Here is a 17,339-nt window from a genome sequence, read left to right as displayed (position 1 = left end):
TCCTTCCTGGTGGAGGAACGGCTCCCGGCTCCGAAACGCAGAGAAGGCCGCCCCTCGGGCGGCCTTCGCGGAGTCTGTGCGCGCGATGAGTCAGTGGGCCGCCGGATGAGCGGTCCACCACCAGTTCTGAGTCGTCTGCGCGAACATGCCACGTACCCTAGCGGAAGCGATGGACAAACGAGCGCTCGTCTCATTTGTTGAGCGGGCGGATGGGGCGCACTCGCCGACCCCGTAATGTTGTCAAGGTGACCGTGAACGCCAATACCTCCGTCGCCGGTGGCCACACCTGGCGAGACCTTCCCGCGGCGCAGCAGCCCGAGTACCCCGATGCCGAGGCTCTGCGCGACGTACTCGCGGACCTCGAGTCGTATCCTCCGCTCGTCTTCGCGGGCGAGTGCGACCAGCTGCGCGCCCGCCTGGGAGCCGTCGCCAAGGGCGAGGCGTTCCTGCTGCAGGGCGGCGACTGTGCCGAGGCCTTCGACGCCGTGTCCGCAGAGCACATCCGGGCCAAGCTCAAGACGCTGCTCCAGATGAGCGCCGTCCTGACCTACGCGGCCTCCGTGCCGGTGGTCAAGATCGGCCGGATCGCCGGGCAGTACTCCAAGCCGCGCTCCAAGCCCACCGAGACCCGCGACGGCGTGACCCTGCCGACCTACCGCGGCGACTCCGTCAACGGCTTCGAATTCACCGAGGCCGCCCGCATCCCGAACCCCGAGCGGCTGAAGCAGATGTACCACGCATCCGCTTCCACGCTGAACCTGGTGCGCGCCTTCACCACCGGGGGTTACGCGGACCTGCGCCAGGTGCACGCCTGGAACCAGGACTTCGTGAAGTCCTCACCGTCCGGGCAGCGTTACGAGGCCCTGGCCCGCGAGATCGACAACGCGCTGAACTTCATGAAGGCGTGCGGCACGGACCCGGCCGAATTCAAGGCGGTCGAGTTCTACGCCTCGCACGAGGCGCTGCTGCTCGACTACGAGTCGTCGCTGACCCGCACCGACTCGCGCACGGGCCGGCTCTACGACACCTCGGGCCACATGGTCTGGGTCGGTGAGCGCACGCGGCAGATGGACGGCGCGCACATCGAGTTCGCCTCGAAGATCCGCAACCCCATCGGAATCAAGCTCGGCCCGACGACCACCGTCGACGAGGCGCTCGGCTACGTCGACCGCCTCGACCCCGACCGCGAGCCGGGCAGGCTGACCTTCATCGTCCGCATGGGCGCCGACAAGGTCCGCGACAAGCTCCCCGAGCTGGTCGAGAAGGTCACCGCCTCCGGTGCCACGGTGGTGTGGGTGACCGACCCGATGCACGGGAACACCTTCGAGGCCGCCTCCGGCCACAAGACGCGTCGCTTCGACGACGTCCTGGACGAGGTCAAGGGCTTCTTCGAGGTGCACAAGCAGCTCGGGACGCATCCCGGGGGCATCCACGTCGAGCTCACGGGCGACGACGTCACCGAGTGCGTCGGCGGCGGCCACGAGATCTTCGTGGACGATCTGCACCAGCGCTACGAGACGGCCTGCGACCCGCGCCTCAACCGCAGCCAGTCCCTCGACCTGGCCTTCCTGGTGGCCGAGATGTACCGCGACCAGTAAGAAGCACCCTCGGTGACACCTGTGGGGCACGGATCGATGTGATCCGTGCCCCACGGGCGTACCGGGGCTTTTGCGTGAGAGGGCTCGCGGGTAAGGTTAGGTTAGCCTCACCGAAAATTCGGGACGGCACAGCGATCGACCCGTCGGGAGGTGAACCGCATGTACGTCTGTTCCTGCTTCGGCATCACGGAGGCCCAGGTCAAGCAGCATGCGGATGGCGGAGCGTGCACGCCTCGCCAGATCGCCTCCGCCTGCAAGGCCGGCACCGACTGCGGCGGCTGCGTCCGCAGGATCCAGGCGCTGCTCGGCCGCGGCGACTGTCCGCGCCGTGATCTCGTCGGGGGACGTACGGCGCCGACGGGTGCCCAGGCCGGTGCGCCCGCCGCCCTCGGAGCAACTCCGGATGTCAGGCTCTCCGACGCCGCCTGAGGAGCCCGCCCCGGACCGGGGCGGAGTCGTACCGGTGCCTCCGGCGGATCAGCTCTCCGGCTGCTCGATCACCTGGGCGATGTAGAGCGGCTCGCCGAGCTTCTCGATCAGATCCAGCTGGGTGTCGAGATAGTCGATGTGGTGTTCTTCGTCCGCCAGGATGGCCTCGAAGATGTTCGCCGAGGTGATGTCGCCCTTGCCTCGCATTACCTCGATGCCACGCCTGAGGCGGTCGATCGCCTCCACCTCCACCTGGCGGTCGGCCTGGAACATCTCGGTGACCGTCTGGCCGACCCGCACGTGGAAGAGACGCTGATAGTTGGGCAGACCGTCGAGGAAGAGGATCCGGTCGGTGAGGATCTCCGCGTGCTTCATCTCGTCGAACGATTCGGCCCGGGTGTACTTGGCGAGCTTCGTCCAGCCGAAGTTCTCCTGCATCTTGGCGTGCAGGAAGTACTGATTGATGGCAGTCAATTCGGCGGTCAGCTGTTCGTTCAGGAACTCGAGGACCTCGGGGTCGCCCTGCATCGCAGAGGCTCCTTCCAACCGGTGAACTGGGCATGTTTGCGCGCATCTTCGCATCGCGCCGGGCGGCCGTCCAGTAAGTGCACGCTTAGTATGAGTTGCCCGAATCGAGTCTCCCCTGGTCATGACCACCCCTGCCTGTCTGTCACCATGGAGGCATGGGTCAGCCGGAGAGCCGGGAACGCGGCACAGCAGAGCAGTCCGGGCTTCCACCGGGGCAGCGGCTGCAGCGAGGCTGGCCGGTCACGCATTACGGGCCGGTGCCCAAGTTCAAACCGGACCGCTGGGAGTTCCGGGTCTTCGGGGCCACGGCCGACGGCGACAAACACTGCTGGAATCACCAGGAATTCAGCGCACTCCCCTTCTCCTCGGTCGTCGCAGACCTCCACTGCGTGACGAAATTCAGCATGCTCGGAGCCGAATGGGGCGGAATCCTGGCCCGCGAGGTGGTGGAACTGGCGCCGCCCGCGCCCCACGTCACCCATGTGATGGTCTGGGCCGAATACGGATTCAGCTCGAATCTCCGGATCGCCGACTTCGTATCGGACCGGACGCTCTTCGCCACCCATAAGGACGGCGAACTGCTCACCGCGGAACACGGATTCCCGTTGCGCCTGGTCGTACCGCACCTGTACGCCTGGAAGGGGCCCAAATGGGTCCGCGGTATCGAGTACATGACGGCCGACCGCCGTGGGTTCTGGGAGGAACGCGGCTACCACAACATCGGCGACCCGTGGGACGAGCAGCGCTACTCCTACCAGGAGGAGCCCGGGGACGGCCCCGAACTCTGACGCTCCCGCGGCGGCCGGTCAGTGGTGGTGGCGGTGCGCCACGGCATGTCCCTTGCCGCGGCCGATCATCCACTTGTTGAGCGGCGTCGTGGCGACGAAGGCCGTTGCCAGCGCGAGGGCGAGGACGGTCCAGAAGAGCCCGTCCGTGAGCCCGGCGTCCATGGCCCCCGGCCAGAGCGCGATGACCCCGTTGTCGACGAGTTCCATCACGGCGATGGACGCGGTGTCGGCGGCGAGTGCGACCCGCACGGCCGCGCGGAGACCCAGGCCGTTCCCGATGACCGAGCGCAGGGTCAGCGCGTAGCCGAAGAGGAACGCCAGGACGACGGCGAGCAGCAGTGTCTGTACGTCGCCCCAGCCGAGTGCGGTACCGACCACCATGCCGAGGATCTCGCCGATCGCGCAGCCGGTCAGACAGTGCAGGGTCGCGCGTGCGGCGACGCTCCAGGCCGAGCCGCCGCCCACCCCGTCACGCCGTGTGCGGAGGGCGCCGTGGTGCGTCCGGTGTGTGTCGTGCGCGTGAGGTGCGTCGTGCTGCATGAGAAGCCCCGAAGCTGGTCACGGTTGACTTACGGCAAGGAGAACGCATGTACCCCCCCTGGGGTATTCCCTCGGCCGGCGGACGGTCAGCGGGAGTCCCGGAGCTCCTTCAGCCGAGCCACATCGGCCGCGTGCCCCTCCTTGCCGCCGGGCGTCTCGATGATCAGCGGCACGCCTTCGGTCGCCGGATGGGAGAACAGCTCGCGGAACGGCTCGGAGCCGATGTGGCCCGCGCCGATGTTCTCGTGCCGGTCCTTGTGGGCGCCCGCCACGTCCTTGGAGTCATTGGCGTGGATGAGCTTCAGCCGACCCTCGCCGACCGTGCCCACCAGCAGGTCCAGGGTCTGCCGCATGCCGCCGGGGCCGGCCAGATCGTGGCCGGCCGCGTAGATGTGGCAGGTGTCCAGGCAGACGCCCAGCTTCGGGTGGGAGTCCAGGGCCTCGAAGTAGGGGCCGAAGTCCCAGGTCCGCGAGCAGAGCGAGGAGCCCTGACCGGCGGTCGACTCCAGCAGGAGGAAGGGATCGTCGTCATGGGTCAGCTCGTCCAGCAGCGGGAGCATGTGCGTACGCACCTGAGCGAGGGCCTCCTCGCGCGGGCGCCCGCCGGTCGCCGAGCCGGTGTGCACCACCACACCGAGGGCGCCGATCTCTCTCGCCCGGCGCAGGGAATGGCGCAGGGACAGGACCGACCGCTCGACCGTGGCCTCGGTGTGCGAGCCGAAGTTGATCAGATAGGGGGCATGGACGTACGCCGGGACCGACCCGGCCGCGCACTCCGAGCGGAACAGCTCGTCCTGTGCCGGGTTCCCGGGCGGTGTCGCCCAGCCGCGCGGATTGGCGACGAAGACCTGCACGGTCTCCGCCACCAGTTCACGCGCGTAGCCGAGGCCGATCTTGGCGAGTCCGCCGGCCACGGGGACGTGACCGCCGATGGGGTTGCGCATGTGCTGTCAGTCCTCGGTTGGTCTACAGGGCCTTGGTCCTGATGGTGATCGTGGAGCCTTCGGCGGCCTTCTCGCCGCCCTCGACCGACTGACTGCCGACCGTGTCGCTGAAGGAGAGGAACGGGCGGTCGACCTTGACCTCGAACCCCGCCTCCTCCAGTGTGCTCCGGGCCTGGTCGACGTCCTTGCCCGTGACATCGGGGACCTGGAGCATGCGCGGCCCCTCGGAGACCGTCAGCTCCACCGTGTCGCCCTCGGCGGCCTCCGCGCCGCTGCCGGGCGTCTGCCGGGCGATCTCGCCCGCCGCCTCGGGGGAGTTGACCCGGTCGGGCAGCACCTTCGCCTTGAGACCCGCCTTGTCCAGCGCGGCCGTGGCCTCCTCGGCCGGCAGGCCGGTGACGTCGGGCACGTCGACGGGGCTGCCCTTGCTGACGACCAGGGCGACCGCCGAGTCAGGACGGCGCTCGGTGCCGGCCCGCGGCTCCGTACGGATCACCTTGCCCCGGTCGATCTCCTCGCTGAACTCCCGGGTGACCATCCCGGGCGCGAAGCCCGACTTCTTCAGCTCACGCCGGGCATCGGCGAGCGCGAGACTCTCGACATCGGGCACCTCGACGATCTCGGGGCCGCGCGAGATCACCAGCTTCACGGCGTCGTTGCCCCGGATCCGCTCTCCCGGGTCCGGATCGCTGCTGATCACCGTGCCGCGCTTCACCGTGTCGCTGTAGGCGCGCTCGACGCCCTTGAGATCGAGACCCTCGTCCGCGAGCCGCTTCTCGGCAGCGCTCTGGGTCTGGCCCAGGATGGAGGGAACCCGGGTGAACTGTCCCGAGTTGATGTACCAGACACCCGCCCCCGCCCCCAGTACCAGCAGCACGGCGGCGATCACGGCGACCAACCCCCGCCGGCCGCGGCCTGCGAAGGGCAGGCGTCGCCCGCTCCCCGTCTCCGCGGGGGCGGGCATCTCCAGCCGGCTGGTGTGGTGCGCGGTGCCCTGTCCGGCCGGGATGACCCTGGGGATCACGCTCGTACGGTCCTCGGCGCCGTCGTGCACCTCCGCGATGGCCTGCGGCGGCATCGTGTCGAGCTGCTCCTGGGTGAGGGCCGCCCGGACGTCTCGGGACCTCGCGAGCAGGGCCACGGCGTCGGGGGGCCGGACATCGGGGTCCCGCGCGGTCGCCGCGGCCACCAGCTCGTCCAGCCCTGCGGCCAGACCGGGAACGGCCCCGGACGGTGCCGGGACGTCGGTGTTCAGATGCTGGTAGATGACCTGGGCGGCGGTGTCTCCGGCATGGGGCTTGCCGCCGGTCAGCATCTCGTAGAGCACCACACCGCAGGCGTACACGTCGGACCGGGTGTCGGCCGTGCCCTGCTCGATCTGCTCCGGGGCGAGATACGAGACCGTGCCCAGGAGCGAGCCGGTGGTGTCGGTGGCGGTCCCCACGGCGCGTACGAGACCGAAGTCGGCGACCTTCACCCGGCCGTCGTCCCCTATCAGGACGTTCTCCGGCTTCATGTCGCGGTGGACGAATCCCGCGCGGTGCGCGGCCCCCAGGGCGGCCAGCACCGGTTCGAGGATGTCCAGTGCGGCCCGGGGCTGCAGCGCTCCGCGCTCCCGCAGGACGTCCCGCAGGGTGCAGCCGGCGACGTACTCCATCGCCAGGTACACGTACGCCCCCTGGGCGCCCTGGTCGAAGACGCCCACGACGTTGGGGTGGGCGAGCCGGGCGACGGACTTGGCCTCGCGGATGAAGCGCTCGACGAACGCGGCGTCGGTCGCCAGAGCCGGGTGCATCACCTTGAGGGCGAGCACACGGTCCAGCCGGGTGTCCATGGCCCGGTAGACCGTGGCCATACCGCCGACGGCGATGCGCGCATCGATGCGATAGCGGCCGTCGAGCAGCTGCCCGACAAGGGGGTCCTGGAGGGTCGTGTCCACGGGGCGAGTCTACGAGCTGCCACGGACACGACGGAGGGCCCAGGGTCTCCCGGGGGCCGTTCCGGTGCGGAGCCGTGACAGGGGCATGCACCTGCTGTGACCGGAAGGCCGCCGTCGGTGCCCGGACCTCAGAAGGCCGGGCGCTCCGGATCCAGCACCGCGCGGCCCTCCGTGGGGGAGGACGCCTCGGCGAAATGGCGGCGCGGGATGCGTCCCGCCCGGTACGCCAGGCGCCCGCCGTCCACCGCGTGCCGCATCGCCGCCGCCATCAGCTCCGGCTCCTGCGCCCGGGTCACCGCCGAGGCGAGCATCACAGCGTCACAACCCAGCTCCATCGCCAGCGCCGCGTCGGACGCCGTCCCCGCCCCGGCGTCCAGGATCACCGGCACCCCGGCCTGCTCGACGATCAGCTGGAAGTTGTGCGGATTGCGGATTCCCAGGCCTGAGCCGATGGGGGAGCCCAGCGGCATGATCGCCGCGCACCCCACGTCCTGGAGCTTGCGGGCCAGGACGGGGTCGTCGTTGGTGTACGGCAGGACCGTGAAGCCGTCGTCCACCAGGAGCTCGGCGGCGTCGAGCAGCTCGATCGGGTCGGGCAGCAGGGTCCGCTCGTCCGCCACGACCTCCAGCTTGATCCAGTCGGTGCCCAGGGCCTCCCTGGCCAGCCGGGCCGTCAGCACGGCCTCGCCGGCGGTGAAACAGCCGGCGGTGTTCGGCAGGACCTGGATGGAGAGGCGCTCCAGGACGGAGAGCACCGAACCCTGCACGGTCGGATCGAGCCGGCGCATCGCCACGGTGGTCAGCTCGGTGCCCGATGCGATCAGGGAGCGTTCCAGGACGTCGAGGCTGGGCGCCCCGCCCGTCCCCATGATCAGCCGGGACGAGAACGTGGCCGTACCGAGTGTGAAGAGATCGTCGGACATCGTCAGCCTCCCTGGACCGCTGTGAGGACCTCGACGCGGTCGCCGTCGGCGAGCGTGGTGGCTGCCCACCGGCCGCGCGGGACCACGGCCTCGTTGACCGCGGCGGCGACCCCGCCGGGTGCGGTGGTCAGCGCCGCGACCAGGGTGTCCAGCGCGGTGCCGACGGGAACGGAACGGTCCTCCCCGTTGACGGACACGGTGACGGCAGGGGGGACGGGGGCTGAGGCGGGGACGGGCTGTGTCATACGGGCTGCTCCAGCGGCGCGGGGGTGGTGTATTCGGGGGAGGCCGTCCGGGAGGTCTCCGGAGAGCCGGTCACGGGGGCGAAGCGGCGCGGAGAGAAGGGGCGGCCCAGCTCGGGCACTTCGCCGGTGGTCAGCACGTGGGCCATCACCTCGCCGGTGACGGGAGTCAGCAGTACCCCGTTGCGGTGGTGCCCGGTGGCGAGAAGCAGGCCGGGCAGTGCGGTGGGGCCCAGCAGCGGAGCGTTGTCCGGTGAGGCGGGCCGCAGACCGGCCCGGGTCTCGGTCAGCGGCAGTTCGGTGATGCCGGGCATCAGCTCGTGGGCGTCACGCAGCAGCTCGTACACCCCGCCCGCGGTGACCGTGGTGTCCCAGCCCAGCTCCTCAGAGGTGGCTCCGACCACCAGCTCACCGTTCGCACGCGGGACGAGGTAGACCTGGCCGCCGCGCACGACGGCCCGCACCGTCCTGCTGAGGAAGGGGGCGTAGGCGGGAGGCACCGTCAGCCGGAGCACCTGGCCCTTGACCGGGCGGACAGGCGGCACCACCGCCTCGGGGACCCCTTGGAGCCGGCCGCTGAGGCTCCCGCCGGCGAGTACCACCTGACCTGCGGCGAGCTCCGTACCGTCCGCCAGGACGGCTCCCGTCGCCCTGCCGCCCGTGACGGTGAGCCGCTGGGCCCAGGTGCGGCGGAGGACCACCCCCGCACGCTCGCACGCGGTGACCAGCGCCGAGGCCAGCCGCCTGGGGTCCACCTGGTGGTCACCGTCGACGCGCAGCCCGCCGCGCACTCCGGGGGCGAGCATCGGTTCCAGGCGGCGGCACTCACGGCCGCTGAGCCACTCGGAGACGAGCCCCGAACGCTGCTGCAGAGCGTGCAGCTCCCGCAGATGCGCCCGGTCGTCGGAGTCCAGCGCGACGGACAGGGTGCCGCAGGCGCGGAAGCCGGTCTCCTGCCCGCTCGCCTCCTCCAGCTCGGCCACGAACGCCGGATAGCGCGCCGCCGAGGCCACGTTGAGGCCGAGCAGCATCTGCTCGCCGTAGTGGAGTTCGGTGACGGCGGCGAGCATCCCGGCCGCCACCTGGGCGGCCCCGCCGCCCGGGTCGGGGTCGGCCAGCGTGGTGCTCAGACCCTGCTGGGCCGATCTCCAGGCGGTCACCAGACCGATGATGCCCCCGCCGACGACGAGAACGTCGGAAGTCTCCGCGGATGTGCGCATGGGCGTCCAGCCCCTCCCTTCGCCGGCATGACCCGGATCAGGTTCGTACGGTCGGAGGCCGGTCAGCCTCCCTCTCAGCCCGGTGCGTCCGGACTCCCGCGAGTGTCTTACGGTGGCCAGCCTAGACCCCACCGGTCGCAGCCAGTAAGGGAGCCGTACCCGTGGCCCGTTCACTCGACGGAATCGTCCTCTCGCCGGTCGCCGACCAGGCCCCCGGCCAGGTCGGGACCCGGACCCGTTTCACGTACCACGAGCGTGACGGCCGGATATGGGCCGAGTACGCGGGCGGCGACGTCGTCCGCGGGCATCTCGTCGGCACCCGCGACGCGGACACCCTGGACTTCCGCTACGTCCAGCTGAAGCACGACGGAACGACGTCGTCCGGGCACTGCGTCTCGACCGTCACGGACCTTCCCGACGGCCGGGTCCGCCTGGACGAGACATGGGAATGGGAGTCCCAGGAGGGCAGCGGGACGAGCGTGGTGGAGGAGCTCGAGGAGTGACGGGACAGCCCTTCGTTAGGGTGGGCGGGTGAGCGAGCGGACGCAGGACCTGGCAGCGGGACACCGCCCACGGGGAGTCGTGATCGTGGGCGCCGGCATGGCCGGTGTACAGACGGCCGTGGCCCTGCGTGAACAGGGCTTCACGGGTCCCGTGACCCTGATCGGTGCCGAGCCGCACCAGCCGTACGACAGGCCGCCGCTGTCCAAGGCGGTCCTGCTCGGCAAGGCCGAGGACTCCGCCTTCGACGTCGACTTCGAGGCCCTGGACATCACGCTGCGTCTGGGGCTCGACGTGACGGGCCTGCGTGCCGCGGCCCATGAGCTGGACACACCGGAGGGGCCCGTCGCCTACGACTCGCTGGTCCTCGCCACCGGAGCGGAACCCGTCGCGCTCCCCGGTTCCGAAGGCGTTCCCGGCGTCCACCTGCTGCGCACCCTGGACGACGCCGCGCGCCTGCGGCCCGTCCTGGAGCGGCAGCACGACGTGGTCGTCGTCGGAGCGGGCTGGATCGGTGCCGAGTTCGCCACCGCGGCCCGCGCGGCCGGCTGCGCGGTCACCGTCGTCGAGGCCGCGGGCCGCCCCCTCGCGGGCACGATGCCCGCCGAGGTCGCCGCGCCGATGGCCGGCTGGTACGCCGAGAGCGGAGCCGAGCTCCTCACCGGCGCGCGGGTCGCACGAGTGGAACAGGGCGCCGTCCACCTGGCGGACGGCCGGATGATCCCCGCGGGAGCGGTGGTCGTGGGCATCGGTGCCCGGCCCGCGACCGCGTGGCTCGCGGGTTCGGGCATCGCGCTCGGCCCGGACGGCTCGGTCACCGCGGACAGCTCCCTCCGCACCTCGCTGCCCGATGTCCACGCGGTGGGCGACTGCGCGTCCTTCCCGTCCGCCCGCTACGGGGAGCGGCTGTCGGTCCACCACTGGGACAACGCGCTCCAGGGGCCCAGGACGGTCGCCGCCGCCCTCGCGGACGGCGTGGCCAGGACGTACGACCCGGTGCCCTACTTCTGGTCCGAGCAGTTCGGGCGCTTCGTGCAGTACGCAGGCCATCACGCCGGCGCCGACACCCTGCTGTGGCGGGGCGACCCCGCCGACCCGTCCTGGACGGTCTGCTGGCTGCGGAGCGGGGTCCTGGTCGCGGTGCTGGCCGTCAGCAGGCCCCGCGACCTGGCGCAGGGGCGCAAACTCGTCGAAGCCGGGGCGCGGATCGATGCGGCGCGGGCCGCCGACTCCTCCGTACCGCTGAAATCGACGGCGCTCCGGGGGTGGTGACAGCCCCGTACGGTCGGCCCGGGTACCGGCTGTCGGTCCGGGATGGCACGCTTGTCCTTGTGACCGAGATTGACGCAAAGATCGATGCTCTCGTCCCCGCCTGGCTCCACCTTCCCGACATCGCGGAAATGCTCGATGTCGAGGTGACGCGCGTACGGCAGCTGGTCAAGGAGGGCCAGCTGATCGCCGTACGACGTGGTGAGAACCGGACGCTCCAGGTGCCTGCCGCCTTCATCGACGGCGACAAGGTGGTCAAGGGTCTCGCAGGGACCCTGACGCTCCTGAGGGACGACGGCTACAACGACGAAGAGATGCTGGACTGGCTCTTCACCCCCGACCCGACCCTGCCCGGCACCCCCGCGCAGGCCCTGAGCGAGAATCGCGGTACGGAGGTGAAGCGCCGGGCCCAGGCGCTCGCCGTCTGACCGGACGACCGTGAGCGGGGTGCGGGCCGTGGCACACACGGTCCGCACCCCGTCTTCATCGGGCTTGCCGGCACGGCGATCCATCGACGTACGGGCGATTCGTCGCCGCATCAGTGATCCACAGCAGCACGGACGATCCACAGCAGCACCGACGATCCACAGAAGCACCGACGGGGGAAATCAGCATGTCCACGCCTCGCACCCAGCTCTCCGACGCCCGGCTCTACCTGTGCACGGACGCCCGCAAGCGGCAGGGTGATCTTCCCGAGTTCCTCGACGCCGTGCTGGCCGGTGGCGTGGACATCGTGCAGCTGCGGGACAAGGGCATGGAGGCGGCCGAGGAGCTCGAACACCTGGCGGTGTTCGCCGACGCCTGCAAGCGTCACGGCGCGCTCCTCGCGGTGAACGACCGGGCCGATGTCGCCCACGCGATCGGCACCGACGTGCTGCACCTCGGGCAGGGCGATCTGCCGGTCCCCGCAGCACGCGCCGTCATAGGCGGCGACGTGCTGATCGGCCGCTCCACCCACGCCGAGGCCGAGGTCGACGCGGCTGTCGGCGAGGCGGGTGTCGACTACTTCTGCACGGGCCCCTGCTGGCCCACGCCGACCAAGCCGGGCCGGCACGCTCCGGGCCTGGACCTCGTGCGCTACGCCGCCTCGCTCGGCACGACGCGGCCGTGGTTCGCCATCGGAGGGATCGACGCGGGCAATCTGGACGAGGTGCTGGACGCCGGCGCGCGTCGCGTCGTCGTCGTACGGGCGATCACCGAGGCGGAGGATCCTGCCGCGGCGGCCGCCTCCCTCGCGGGGCGCATCCGGGCGCGCGCCGTCTGAACGGTACGGAGTGGCGTGTCCGAGGGGTGGACAAAACCTGCCTCATTCCGGGCATTTTCTCCCCTCTGGTTGGGGGACCGCCGGGCCCTGGTTAACCTCCCAGTATGGCCCTTGGTACACCTTCCACCAGGACGGATCACGCGCGCACCGTGCGTGATCTGCTCGCGACGGGCGAGACGTCGTTCTCGTTCGAATTCTGGGCGCCCAAGACGGAGAAGGGCGAGCGGAATCTCTGGAACGCCCTGCGCCGCGTCGAGGCCGTGGCGCCGAGCTTCGTCTCCGTGACGTACGGGGCCGGCGGTTCGACCCGCGCCGGGACGGTCCGGGCGACCCAGCAGATCGCCGCGGACTCCACGCTCACCCCGGTGGCGCACCTCACCGCGGTGGACCACTCGGTCGCCGAACTGCGCAACATGGTCGGGCAGTACGCCGACGCCGGTATCCGGAACATCCTCGCCGTGCGCGGAGATCCGCCCGGCGATCCGATGGGTGAGTGGGTCGAGCACCCGCAGGGTGTGCGGTACGCGGCGGACCTCGTCCGGCTGATCAAGGAAGCCGGTGATTTCTGCGTCGGCGTCGCGGCTTTTCCCGAAATGCATCCGCGGTCCGCCGACTGGGACTCCGACATCGGTCATTTCGTGGACAAGTGCCGCGCCGGTGCCGACTACGCGATCACCCAGATGTTCTTCCACCCGGAGAGCTATCTGCAGATGCGTGACCGTGTCGTCGCAGCGGGTTGCGACACCCCGGTCATTCCCGAGGTGATGCCTCTCACCAGCGTCAAACAGCTGGAGAGATTCGCGCAGCTCAGCAACGCTTCTCTGCCTTCCTCGCTGAAAGAGCGCATCCTCGCGGCAAAGGACGACCCGGCCGCTGTACGCTCCATTGGCATCGAGTTCGCCACGGAGTTCTGCGCGAAACTGCTCTCCGAGGGTGTCCCGGGGCTGCACTTCATCACGCTCAACAACTCGACGGCGACACTCGAGATCTACGAGAATCTCGGACTGCACAAGCAGTCGTGACCGGCCGTACCCGCCACCAACCGGGGCGGTGGCCGTAGGAGGGGGCGGGCGTGGGCTGGACGGTCCTCTACATCGCATTCGGCATAGTGGCGCTGTGGCTGCTGGGCGAGGTGCTCCTGCAGTACAAGGCGCGCCTGCGCTGGCGGCTGCTCGCCTTCGCCGGCTTCCTCGGTGTGGTCCTGGGTGTCCTGATCCCCTCCGTGCTGGTGATCGCCCTCGGGGCGATCGCCTTCGCGACGGGCCAGACGTATGTGACGCTCTCCTTCAGGCGTGGCTTCTCCACGGGGTGGGCCATAGGCGGTAGCCCCGGTGAGAGCCGCCGGCGTCGCGGGGCGGGCGGCACGGGCCCGCAGAAGCCCACCCTGGAGGTATCCGGCGTGGAGTACGAGGGAGCCCCTCAGCAGGCGGAGGCCGGCCCCTCGGCGGTCTACGAACCCGAGCCGCTGCCGGACGACACCGGGCAGTACGGCATCTACACCGATCCCGCGCCTGCCGGCCGCGGAGACCGGCAGGACGAACAGGCGCAGTACGCGGCCTACGACCCGTACACCGGCTACGGCCGGCCGGCCCAGGACCCCTCCGGCGGTCAGGGCGGGCACGCGGGTCAGGACACGTACCAGGACCAGGGGATCTACGCGGGCCAGTACGACTACGGCACCGACCAGGCGGGTTACGCCGCCTACCCCGACTCGGCATACCCCGACTCCTACGCCGGCACCGACACGGGCACCGGGCAGTACGCCGCATACGACGGTTACGGCAACGACCCCGCCTACGGCGCCGGGCAGCAGCCCGCGGACCCGTACTCCGGGCAGTACACCGACACCCCGCCGGGCGGGGTCTGGGTCCCGCAGCAGCGGGAGAGCGAGCAGTACCCCCCGATGCCTCCGGAGGCTCCCGTCCAGCCCGCCCCGTACGGCAACGGGTACGACACCGGTCAGAACGACCAGTACCGCTACTGACCCGCAGGGCCGGCCGTCGGCACCCTACGGCCGGCTCGGTGCGGCGCCCGCGGGCTCACTGCGAGCCGCGGAAGCCGTCCCCCTCCACGACGAGTCCGGCGACCAGGGCTCCCGACATCCCGGCGTGGGCCATCCCGCCGCCCGGATGCGACCAGCCGCCCGCCCGATACAGACCGTGCAGCGGGGTGCGGCTCCCCGCATGCAGATACGCGCCCCCCGCCCCGGCGAGGGCCGGAGCAGGCACCGAGCCGCCCTCGGCGCCCGTGTCGGCCGCGGTCTCGGCGGGTGTACGCACCTCGGCGTGGAGTATCCGATCGCGGAGGCCGGGAACGGCCTCCTCGGCCCGGCCGATGACCGCGTCCGCGAACCGCTCGCGCAGCGCCGCGTCCTCCCAGTCCACCGGGCCGTGAGGCGGCACCGTGGCCATCAGGCTCACCGCCTCGTGCTCCTCGTCGGGGCGGGTGGCGGGATCGTCAGGGCGGAGCACCGTCACGGTGGGCAGCTCCGCCGCCCGGCCGCCGAACACCGCCTCCAGCTCCGCGCCGGGGTCTCCGGTGTGCACCACGGTCCGGTGCACGGCGCCGGCCTCCCGGGTACCGCGCAGCGACAGCAGGACGAGGAAGCGGCCCGGCACCGGACCCCTGTGCGGCGCCCCGGAGGGCCCCTCCTCCCGGACCGGCAGGAGCCCCGGCGCCGGCTGCGCGCCCAGGACCACATGGTCGGCCTCCACGCTCCCGCCGTCCGCCAGCTCGATCCCCGCAGCCCGGCCGTCCTTCTCGGACACCCGGACCACCTCCGCACCGAAGACGAACTCCACCCGGCGGGCCAGACAGCGTTCGTACACCGCGTCGGCCAGCGCGCGCATTCCCCCGGCGACGTACCAGCTGCCGAAGGTCTCCTCCATGTACGGCAGGAGGGCGGCGGCGGCCGGGGCGTGGCGCGGGTCGAGCCCGTACGACAGGGCGTACCCGTCGAGCAGGGCCGCCAGGCGCGGGTCCTCCAGCTCCCAGGCGCCCACCTCCGCCGACGTCCGCGCCTGCCGGGCGGCGCGCAGCAGCCTGCGGCGGCGCACCGCGGGGTAGGGATCCCGGCTCAGCATCCGAGGGTCCTCGGGCAGCGGCTCCTCCAGCAGCGGCCTGCGCGACCGGTTCCAGGCGGCGCCCGCCCGGTCCAGGAACTCGCCCCACCGTGCCCCGGCCCCCTCGCCGAGCGCCCGGTCCAGCGCGCGGACCACCCCGGCCCGTGAGGCGTTGGGCAGCGACACCCCGGTGCCGTCCGCGAAGAGATGGCGGCTCGCCGGGTCGACCTGGGTGAGTGTGAGGCACTGCTCCAGGCTCTCCTTGCCCGTCTTCACGAACAGGTCGCGGTAGACCGCGGGCAGATGCAGCAGCCCGGGACCGGTGTCGAAGACGAAGCCGTCACGGGCGTACCGGCCGAGCGAGCCGCCGTAGGTCCGCGACCGCTCGTACACCGTCACCCGGTGGCCTGCCACGGAGAGCCGGGCGGCCGCCGCCATCGCGCCCGCTCCGGCGCCGATCACCGCAATTCGTGCCATGTCAGAGACCCTAAGGGGTGCCGCCGACAGTTCATCCGTGAGGCCCTTGCCCGCCCGGCCGGGCCATACGTTCCTCCTCGCGCCGCTGGGCCCTTCGGCGCAGGAACCGTCGGATGCGGGAGGCCAGGAAGAGGAGTACCACGAGGCCGAGCAGCAGCAGGCTTCCGGCGACGACGGCCGCTGCCACCGGGTTGAAGACGGCGAAGGTGACGACCCCGGCGACGCCGAGATCCTCCGCGACGCTGACCCCGATGTTGCTGAAAGGTTCGGGCGAGGTGTTGACCGCCATTCTCGTCCCGGCCTTGACCAGATGGCTCATCAGGGCGGTGGAGCCGCCCACGGCACCCGCCGCGAGCTCCGGCAGCGACCCGCTCTCGCCGGCCAGCAACGCCGCGACGACCGCGCCGGACACGGGCCGGATCACCGTGTGCGCCGTGTCCCAGGCCGAGTCCACGTACGGGATCTTGTCGGCCACCGCCTCGCACAGGAACAGCACACCGGCGGTCACGAGCACGTCGGTGCGCTGGAGGGACTCGGGTATCTCGTCGCTCAGGCCGGTCGCACCGAATATTCCGAAGAGGAGGACCACCGCGTAGGCGTTGATCCCGCTCGCCCAGCCGCTCGTGAACACCAGGGGGAGTACGGACACGGACGCGATCGTAGCCAGTGGGCGGGGCGCCCGGGTGGGCCCTGCCGCACAGGCCTGAGTATCCCTACCTAGTGCGAGAGATGAGTAGGGATGCGGATGGGCCCTCACCTGCGCGGACGGAAGAGTGGAGACCACGGAAGGGGCGCGGCACCGGACCGCCGACACGGGGCGGCGGAACGGGGCGGCACCCCGGACGGCAACGGGGGCGCACGACGCGGAGTTCCGGGACCACGGGGGACACGGGGTCACGGGGGAGGGCTTCGCGGCAGCACGGGACGCCGGTCCGGTGGAATTCGGGGGGATCGAATTCCACCGGGCCGGCGCTTTCGTGCGGGGCCGGGGGATCAGCGTCCGCTGACCCGGCCGTGCAGCAGCAGGGACAGGGCGGAGTGAACGTCGTCTATCGTCCGCTCGGGCTGGAACGCCTGCCAGTCGAGGGCCGCGACCAGGACCATTCCGACGAGTGCCGCGGCCGTCAGCTGGATGTCGATCTCCTCGCTGAGCTCGCCGCCCGCGACGCCTTCCCGGAGCACCTTCTCGACGACGGCGACGGCCTCCTGACGCAGCACCATGAGGGTCGACTGCCAGGCGCGGTTGGTCCGCCACAGTTCGGCGACGTACAGCTGGGTGAAGGCAGGGTAGCGGTCGATGAAGACCAGACCGGCCCTGATCATCGCGTCGAGCGCTTCCACACGGGTGCCGCCGCGGGCGTCGGTCGAGTCGGCGGCGGACTGCAACGACTGCGTGAGCAGCCCGACGCCGTGCCGGAGCAGCTCTTCGAACAGCTCTGACTTGCTCTTGAAGTTGTAGTAGACCGTGCCCTTGGCGACCCCGGCGCGCTCGGCGATCTCGTCCACCGTCGTCGCGGAGAACCCCTTCTCCGCGATGAGGGTCACCGCCGCCTCGTAGAGCTTCTGCCGGGTGATCTGGCGGCGCGTGGTGCTACTGCTGTCCATGCCGTCGATT

General features: G+C 71.0%; 20 protein-coding genes and 1 riboswitch. Of the genes, 9 read left to right on the top strand and 11 right to left on the bottom strand.

Going from position 1 to position 17,339, the window contains the following annotated elements; genetic code table 11:
* Positions 1-90: 90 nt before the first annotated feature.
* Positions 91-147, bottom strand: a complete 57-nt coding sequence (locus OO67_RS40890; RefSeq protein ID WP_078513512.1) for a trp operon leader peptide — start codon at positions 145-147, stop codon at positions 91-93.
* A gap of 104 nt (positions 148-251) precedes the next feature.
* Here OO67_RS40890 and OO67_RS24050 point away from each other — a divergent pair, with 104 nt between their 5' ends.
* Positions 252-1,598: a class II 3-deoxy-7-phosphoheptulonate synthase gene (locus OO67_RS24050; protein WP_033303430.1), complete on the top strand. Its 1,347-nt coding sequence runs from the start codon at positions 252-254 to the stop codon at positions 1,596-1,598.
* Between the two features lie 159 nt (positions 1,599-1,757).
* Positions 1,758-2,027, top strand: a complete 270-nt coding sequence (locus tag OO67_RS24045) for a (2Fe-2S)-binding protein (RefSeq protein ID WP_033303345.1) — start codon at positions 1,758-1,760, stop codon at positions 2,025-2,027.
* A 48-nt stretch (positions 2,028-2,075) separates the two neighbouring features.
* On the opposite strand, the gene bfr is transcribed toward OO67_RS24045, so the two are convergent.
* Positions 2,076-2,555 carry a bacterioferritin gene (bfr, locus tag OO67_RS24040; RefSeq protein WP_033303344.1) on the bottom strand — a complete coding sequence of 160 codons (480 nt, stop codon included), beginning with the start codon at positions 2,553-2,555 and terminating at the stop codon, positions 2,076-2,078.
* Positions 2,556-2,710: 155 nt separating this feature from the next.
* On the opposite strand from bfr, the gene OO67_RS24035 reads away from it, so the two are divergent.
* A complete protein-coding gene (locus OO67_RS24035; protein ID WP_033303343.1) occupies positions 2,711-3,343 on the top strand; it encodes a sulfite oxidase-like oxidoreductase in 633 nt (210 codons plus the stop codon).
* Positions 3,344-3,361: 18 nt separating this feature from the next.
* Here the strand turns inward: OO67_RS24035 and OO67_RS24030 are convergent, their stop codons facing one another.
* The 6 genes from OO67_RS24030 to thiO form a co-directional block, all read right to left on the bottom strand.
* A complete protein-coding gene (locus OO67_RS24030) occupies positions 3,362-3,883 on the bottom strand; it encodes a DUF4396 domain-containing protein (protein WP_033303341.1) in 522 nt (173 codons plus the stop codon).
* A gap of 86 nt (positions 3,884-3,969) precedes the next feature.
* Positions 3,970-4,827, bottom strand: coding sequence for a deoxyribonuclease IV (locus OO67_RS24025; protein ID WP_033303340.1), 858 nt, complete (start codon positions 4,825-4,827; stop codon positions 3,970-3,972).
* Between the two features lie 22 nt (positions 4,828-4,849).
* A complete protein-coding gene (gene pknB, locus OO67_RS24020) occupies positions 4,850-6,766 on the bottom strand; it encodes a Stk1 family PASTA domain-containing Ser/Thr kinase (RefSeq protein WP_033303339.1) in 1,917 nt (638 codons plus the stop codon).
* A gap of 128 nt (positions 6,767-6,894) precedes the next feature.
* Positions 6,895-7,689 (bottom strand): thiazole synthase, encoded by a 795-nt coding sequence (locus OO67_RS24015; protein ID WP_033303338.1) that lies wholly within the window; start codon positions 7,687-7,689, stop codon positions 6,895-6,897.
* Between the two features lie 2 nt (positions 7,690-7,691).
* A complete protein-coding gene (thiS, locus tag OO67_RS24010) occupies positions 7,692-7,934 on the bottom strand; it encodes a sulfur carrier protein ThiS (protein ID WP_033303337.1) in 243 nt (80 codons plus the stop codon).
* A complete protein-coding gene (gene thiO, locus OO67_RS24005; RefSeq protein WP_033303332.1) occupies positions 7,931-9,151 on the bottom strand; it encodes a glycine oxidase ThiO in 1,221 nt (406 codons plus the stop codon). The genes thiS and thiO overlap by 4 nt, the downstream gene beginning before the upstream one ends.
* Positions 9,149-9,261, bottom strand: a riboswitch (TPP riboswitch). (Overlaps the previous gene by 3 nt.)
* Before the next feature lie 51 nt (positions 9,262-9,312).
* Between thiO and OO67_RS24000 the strand changes: the two genes are divergently transcribed.
* The 6 genes from OO67_RS24000 (at position 9,313) to OO67_RS23975 (ending at position 14,169) form a co-directional block, all read left to right on the top strand.
* Positions 9,313-9,654, top strand: coding sequence for an avidin-fold protein (locus tag OO67_RS24000; protein ID WP_033303330.1), 342 nt, complete (start codon positions 9,313-9,315; stop codon positions 9,652-9,654).
* A gap of 28 nt (positions 9,655-9,682) precedes the next feature.
* Positions 9,683-10,924, top strand: a complete 1,242-nt coding sequence (locus tag OO67_RS23995) for an NAD(P)/FAD-dependent oxidoreductase (RefSeq protein WP_033303329.1) — start codon at positions 9,683-9,685, stop codon at positions 10,922-10,924.
* A 59-nt stretch (positions 10,925-10,983) separates the two neighbouring features.
* Positions 10,984-11,349: an Rv2175c family DNA-binding protein gene (locus OO67_RS23990; protein WP_031081112.1), complete on the top strand. Its 366-nt coding sequence runs from the start codon at positions 10,984-10,986 to the stop codon at positions 11,347-11,349.
* A gap of 185 nt (positions 11,350-11,534) precedes the next feature.
* Positions 11,535-12,185 carry a thiamine phosphate synthase gene (gene thiE / locus OO67_RS23985; RefSeq protein WP_033303326.1) on the top strand — a complete coding sequence of 217 codons (651 nt, stop codon included), beginning with the start codon at positions 11,535-11,537 and terminating at the stop codon, positions 12,183-12,185.
* 104 nt (positions 12,186-12,289) lie between these two features.
* Positions 12,290-13,207 (top strand): methylenetetrahydrofolate reductase [NAD(P)H], encoded by a 918-nt coding sequence (metF, locus tag OO67_RS23980; RefSeq protein WP_051709707.1) that lies wholly within the window; start codon positions 12,290-12,292, stop codon positions 13,205-13,207.
* Between the two features lie 50 nt (positions 13,208-13,257).
* A complete protein-coding gene (locus OO67_RS23975) occupies positions 13,258-14,169 on the top strand; it encodes a hypothetical protein (protein WP_033303324.1) in 912 nt (303 codons plus the stop codon).
* 55 nt (positions 14,170-14,224) lie between these two features.
* On the opposite strand, the gene OO67_RS23970 is transcribed toward OO67_RS23975, so the two are convergent.
* The 3 genes from OO67_RS23970 to OO67_RS23955 form a co-directional block, all read right to left on the bottom strand.
* Complete coding sequence (locus tag OO67_RS23970) at positions 14,225-15,724, bottom strand: phytoene desaturase family protein (RefSeq protein ID WP_033303323.1); 1,500 nt, start codon at positions 15,722-15,724, stop codon at positions 14,225-14,227.
* A 31-nt stretch (positions 15,725-15,755) separates the two neighbouring features.
* On the bottom strand, positions 15,756-16,373 hold the full coding sequence (locus OO67_RS23965; protein WP_033303322.1) for a DUF4126 domain-containing protein: 618 nt from the start codon (positions 16,371-16,373) through the stop codon (positions 15,756-15,758).
* A 344-nt stretch (positions 16,374-16,717) separates the two neighbouring features.
* Positions 16,718-17,329 carry a TetR/AcrR family transcriptional regulator gene (locus OO67_RS23955; RefSeq protein WP_033303320.1) on the bottom strand — a complete coding sequence of 204 codons (612 nt, stop codon included), beginning with the start codon at positions 17,327-17,329 and terminating at the stop codon, positions 16,718-16,720.
* Between the last annotated feature and the right edge of the window lie 10 nt (positions 17,330-17,339).

Source organism: Streptomyces atroolivaceus, from assembly GCF_000717025.1.
Taxonomy (GTDB): Bacteria; Actinomycetota; Actinomycetes; order Streptomycetales; family Streptomycetaceae; genus Streptomyces; species Streptomyces atroolivaceus.
The sequence above is the reverse complement of the archived record's forward strand: the minus strand, read 5'-3'. Positions and strand labels throughout refer to the sequence as shown.

Coding starts and splice junctions, on each gene's coding strand:
- OO67_RS24015 (WP_033303338.1), bottom strand. CDS start 7,689: ATGTCCGACGATCTCTTCACACTCGGTACGGCCACGTTCTCGTCCCGG.
- thiS (WP_033303337.1), bottom strand. CDS start 7,934: ATGACACAGCCCGTCCCCGCCTCAGCCCCCGTCCCCCCTGCCGTCACC.
- OO67_RS24030 (WP_033303341.1), bottom strand. CDS start 3,883: ATGCAGCACGACGCACCTCACGCGCACGACACACACCGGACGCACCAC.
- thiO (WP_033303332.1), bottom strand. CDS start 9,151: ATGCGCACATCCGCGGAGACTTCCGACGTTCTCGTCGTCGGCGGGGGC.
- metF (WP_051709707.1), top strand. CDS start 12,290: ATGGCCCTTGGTACACCTTCCACCAGGACGGATCACGCGCGCACCGTG.
- thiE (WP_033303326.1), top strand. CDS start 11,535: ATGTCCACGCCTCGCACCCAGCTCTCCGACGCCCGGCTCTACCTGTGC.
- OO67_RS23955 (WP_033303320.1), bottom strand. CDS start 17,329: ATGGACAGCAGTAGCACCACGCGCCGCCAGATCACCCGGCAGAAGCTC.
- OO67_RS24045 (WP_033303345.1), top strand. CDS start 1,758: ATGTACGTCTGTTCCTGCTTCGGCATCACGGAGGCCCAGGTCAAGCAG.
- OO67_RS24035 (WP_033303343.1), top strand. CDS start 2,711: ATGGGTCAGCCGGAGAGCCGGGAACGCGGCACAGCAGAGCAGTCCGGG.
- OO67_RS24025 (WP_033303340.1), bottom strand. CDS start 4,827: ATGCGCAACCCCATCGGCGGTCACGTCCCCGTGGCCGGCGGACTCGCC.
- OO67_RS23970 (WP_033303323.1), bottom strand. CDS start 15,724: ATGGCACGAATTGCGGTGATCGGCGCCGGAGCGGGCGCGATGGCGGCG.
- bfr (WP_033303344.1), bottom strand. CDS start 2,555: ATGCAGGGCGACCCCGAGGTCCTCGAGTTCCTGAACGAACAGCTGACC.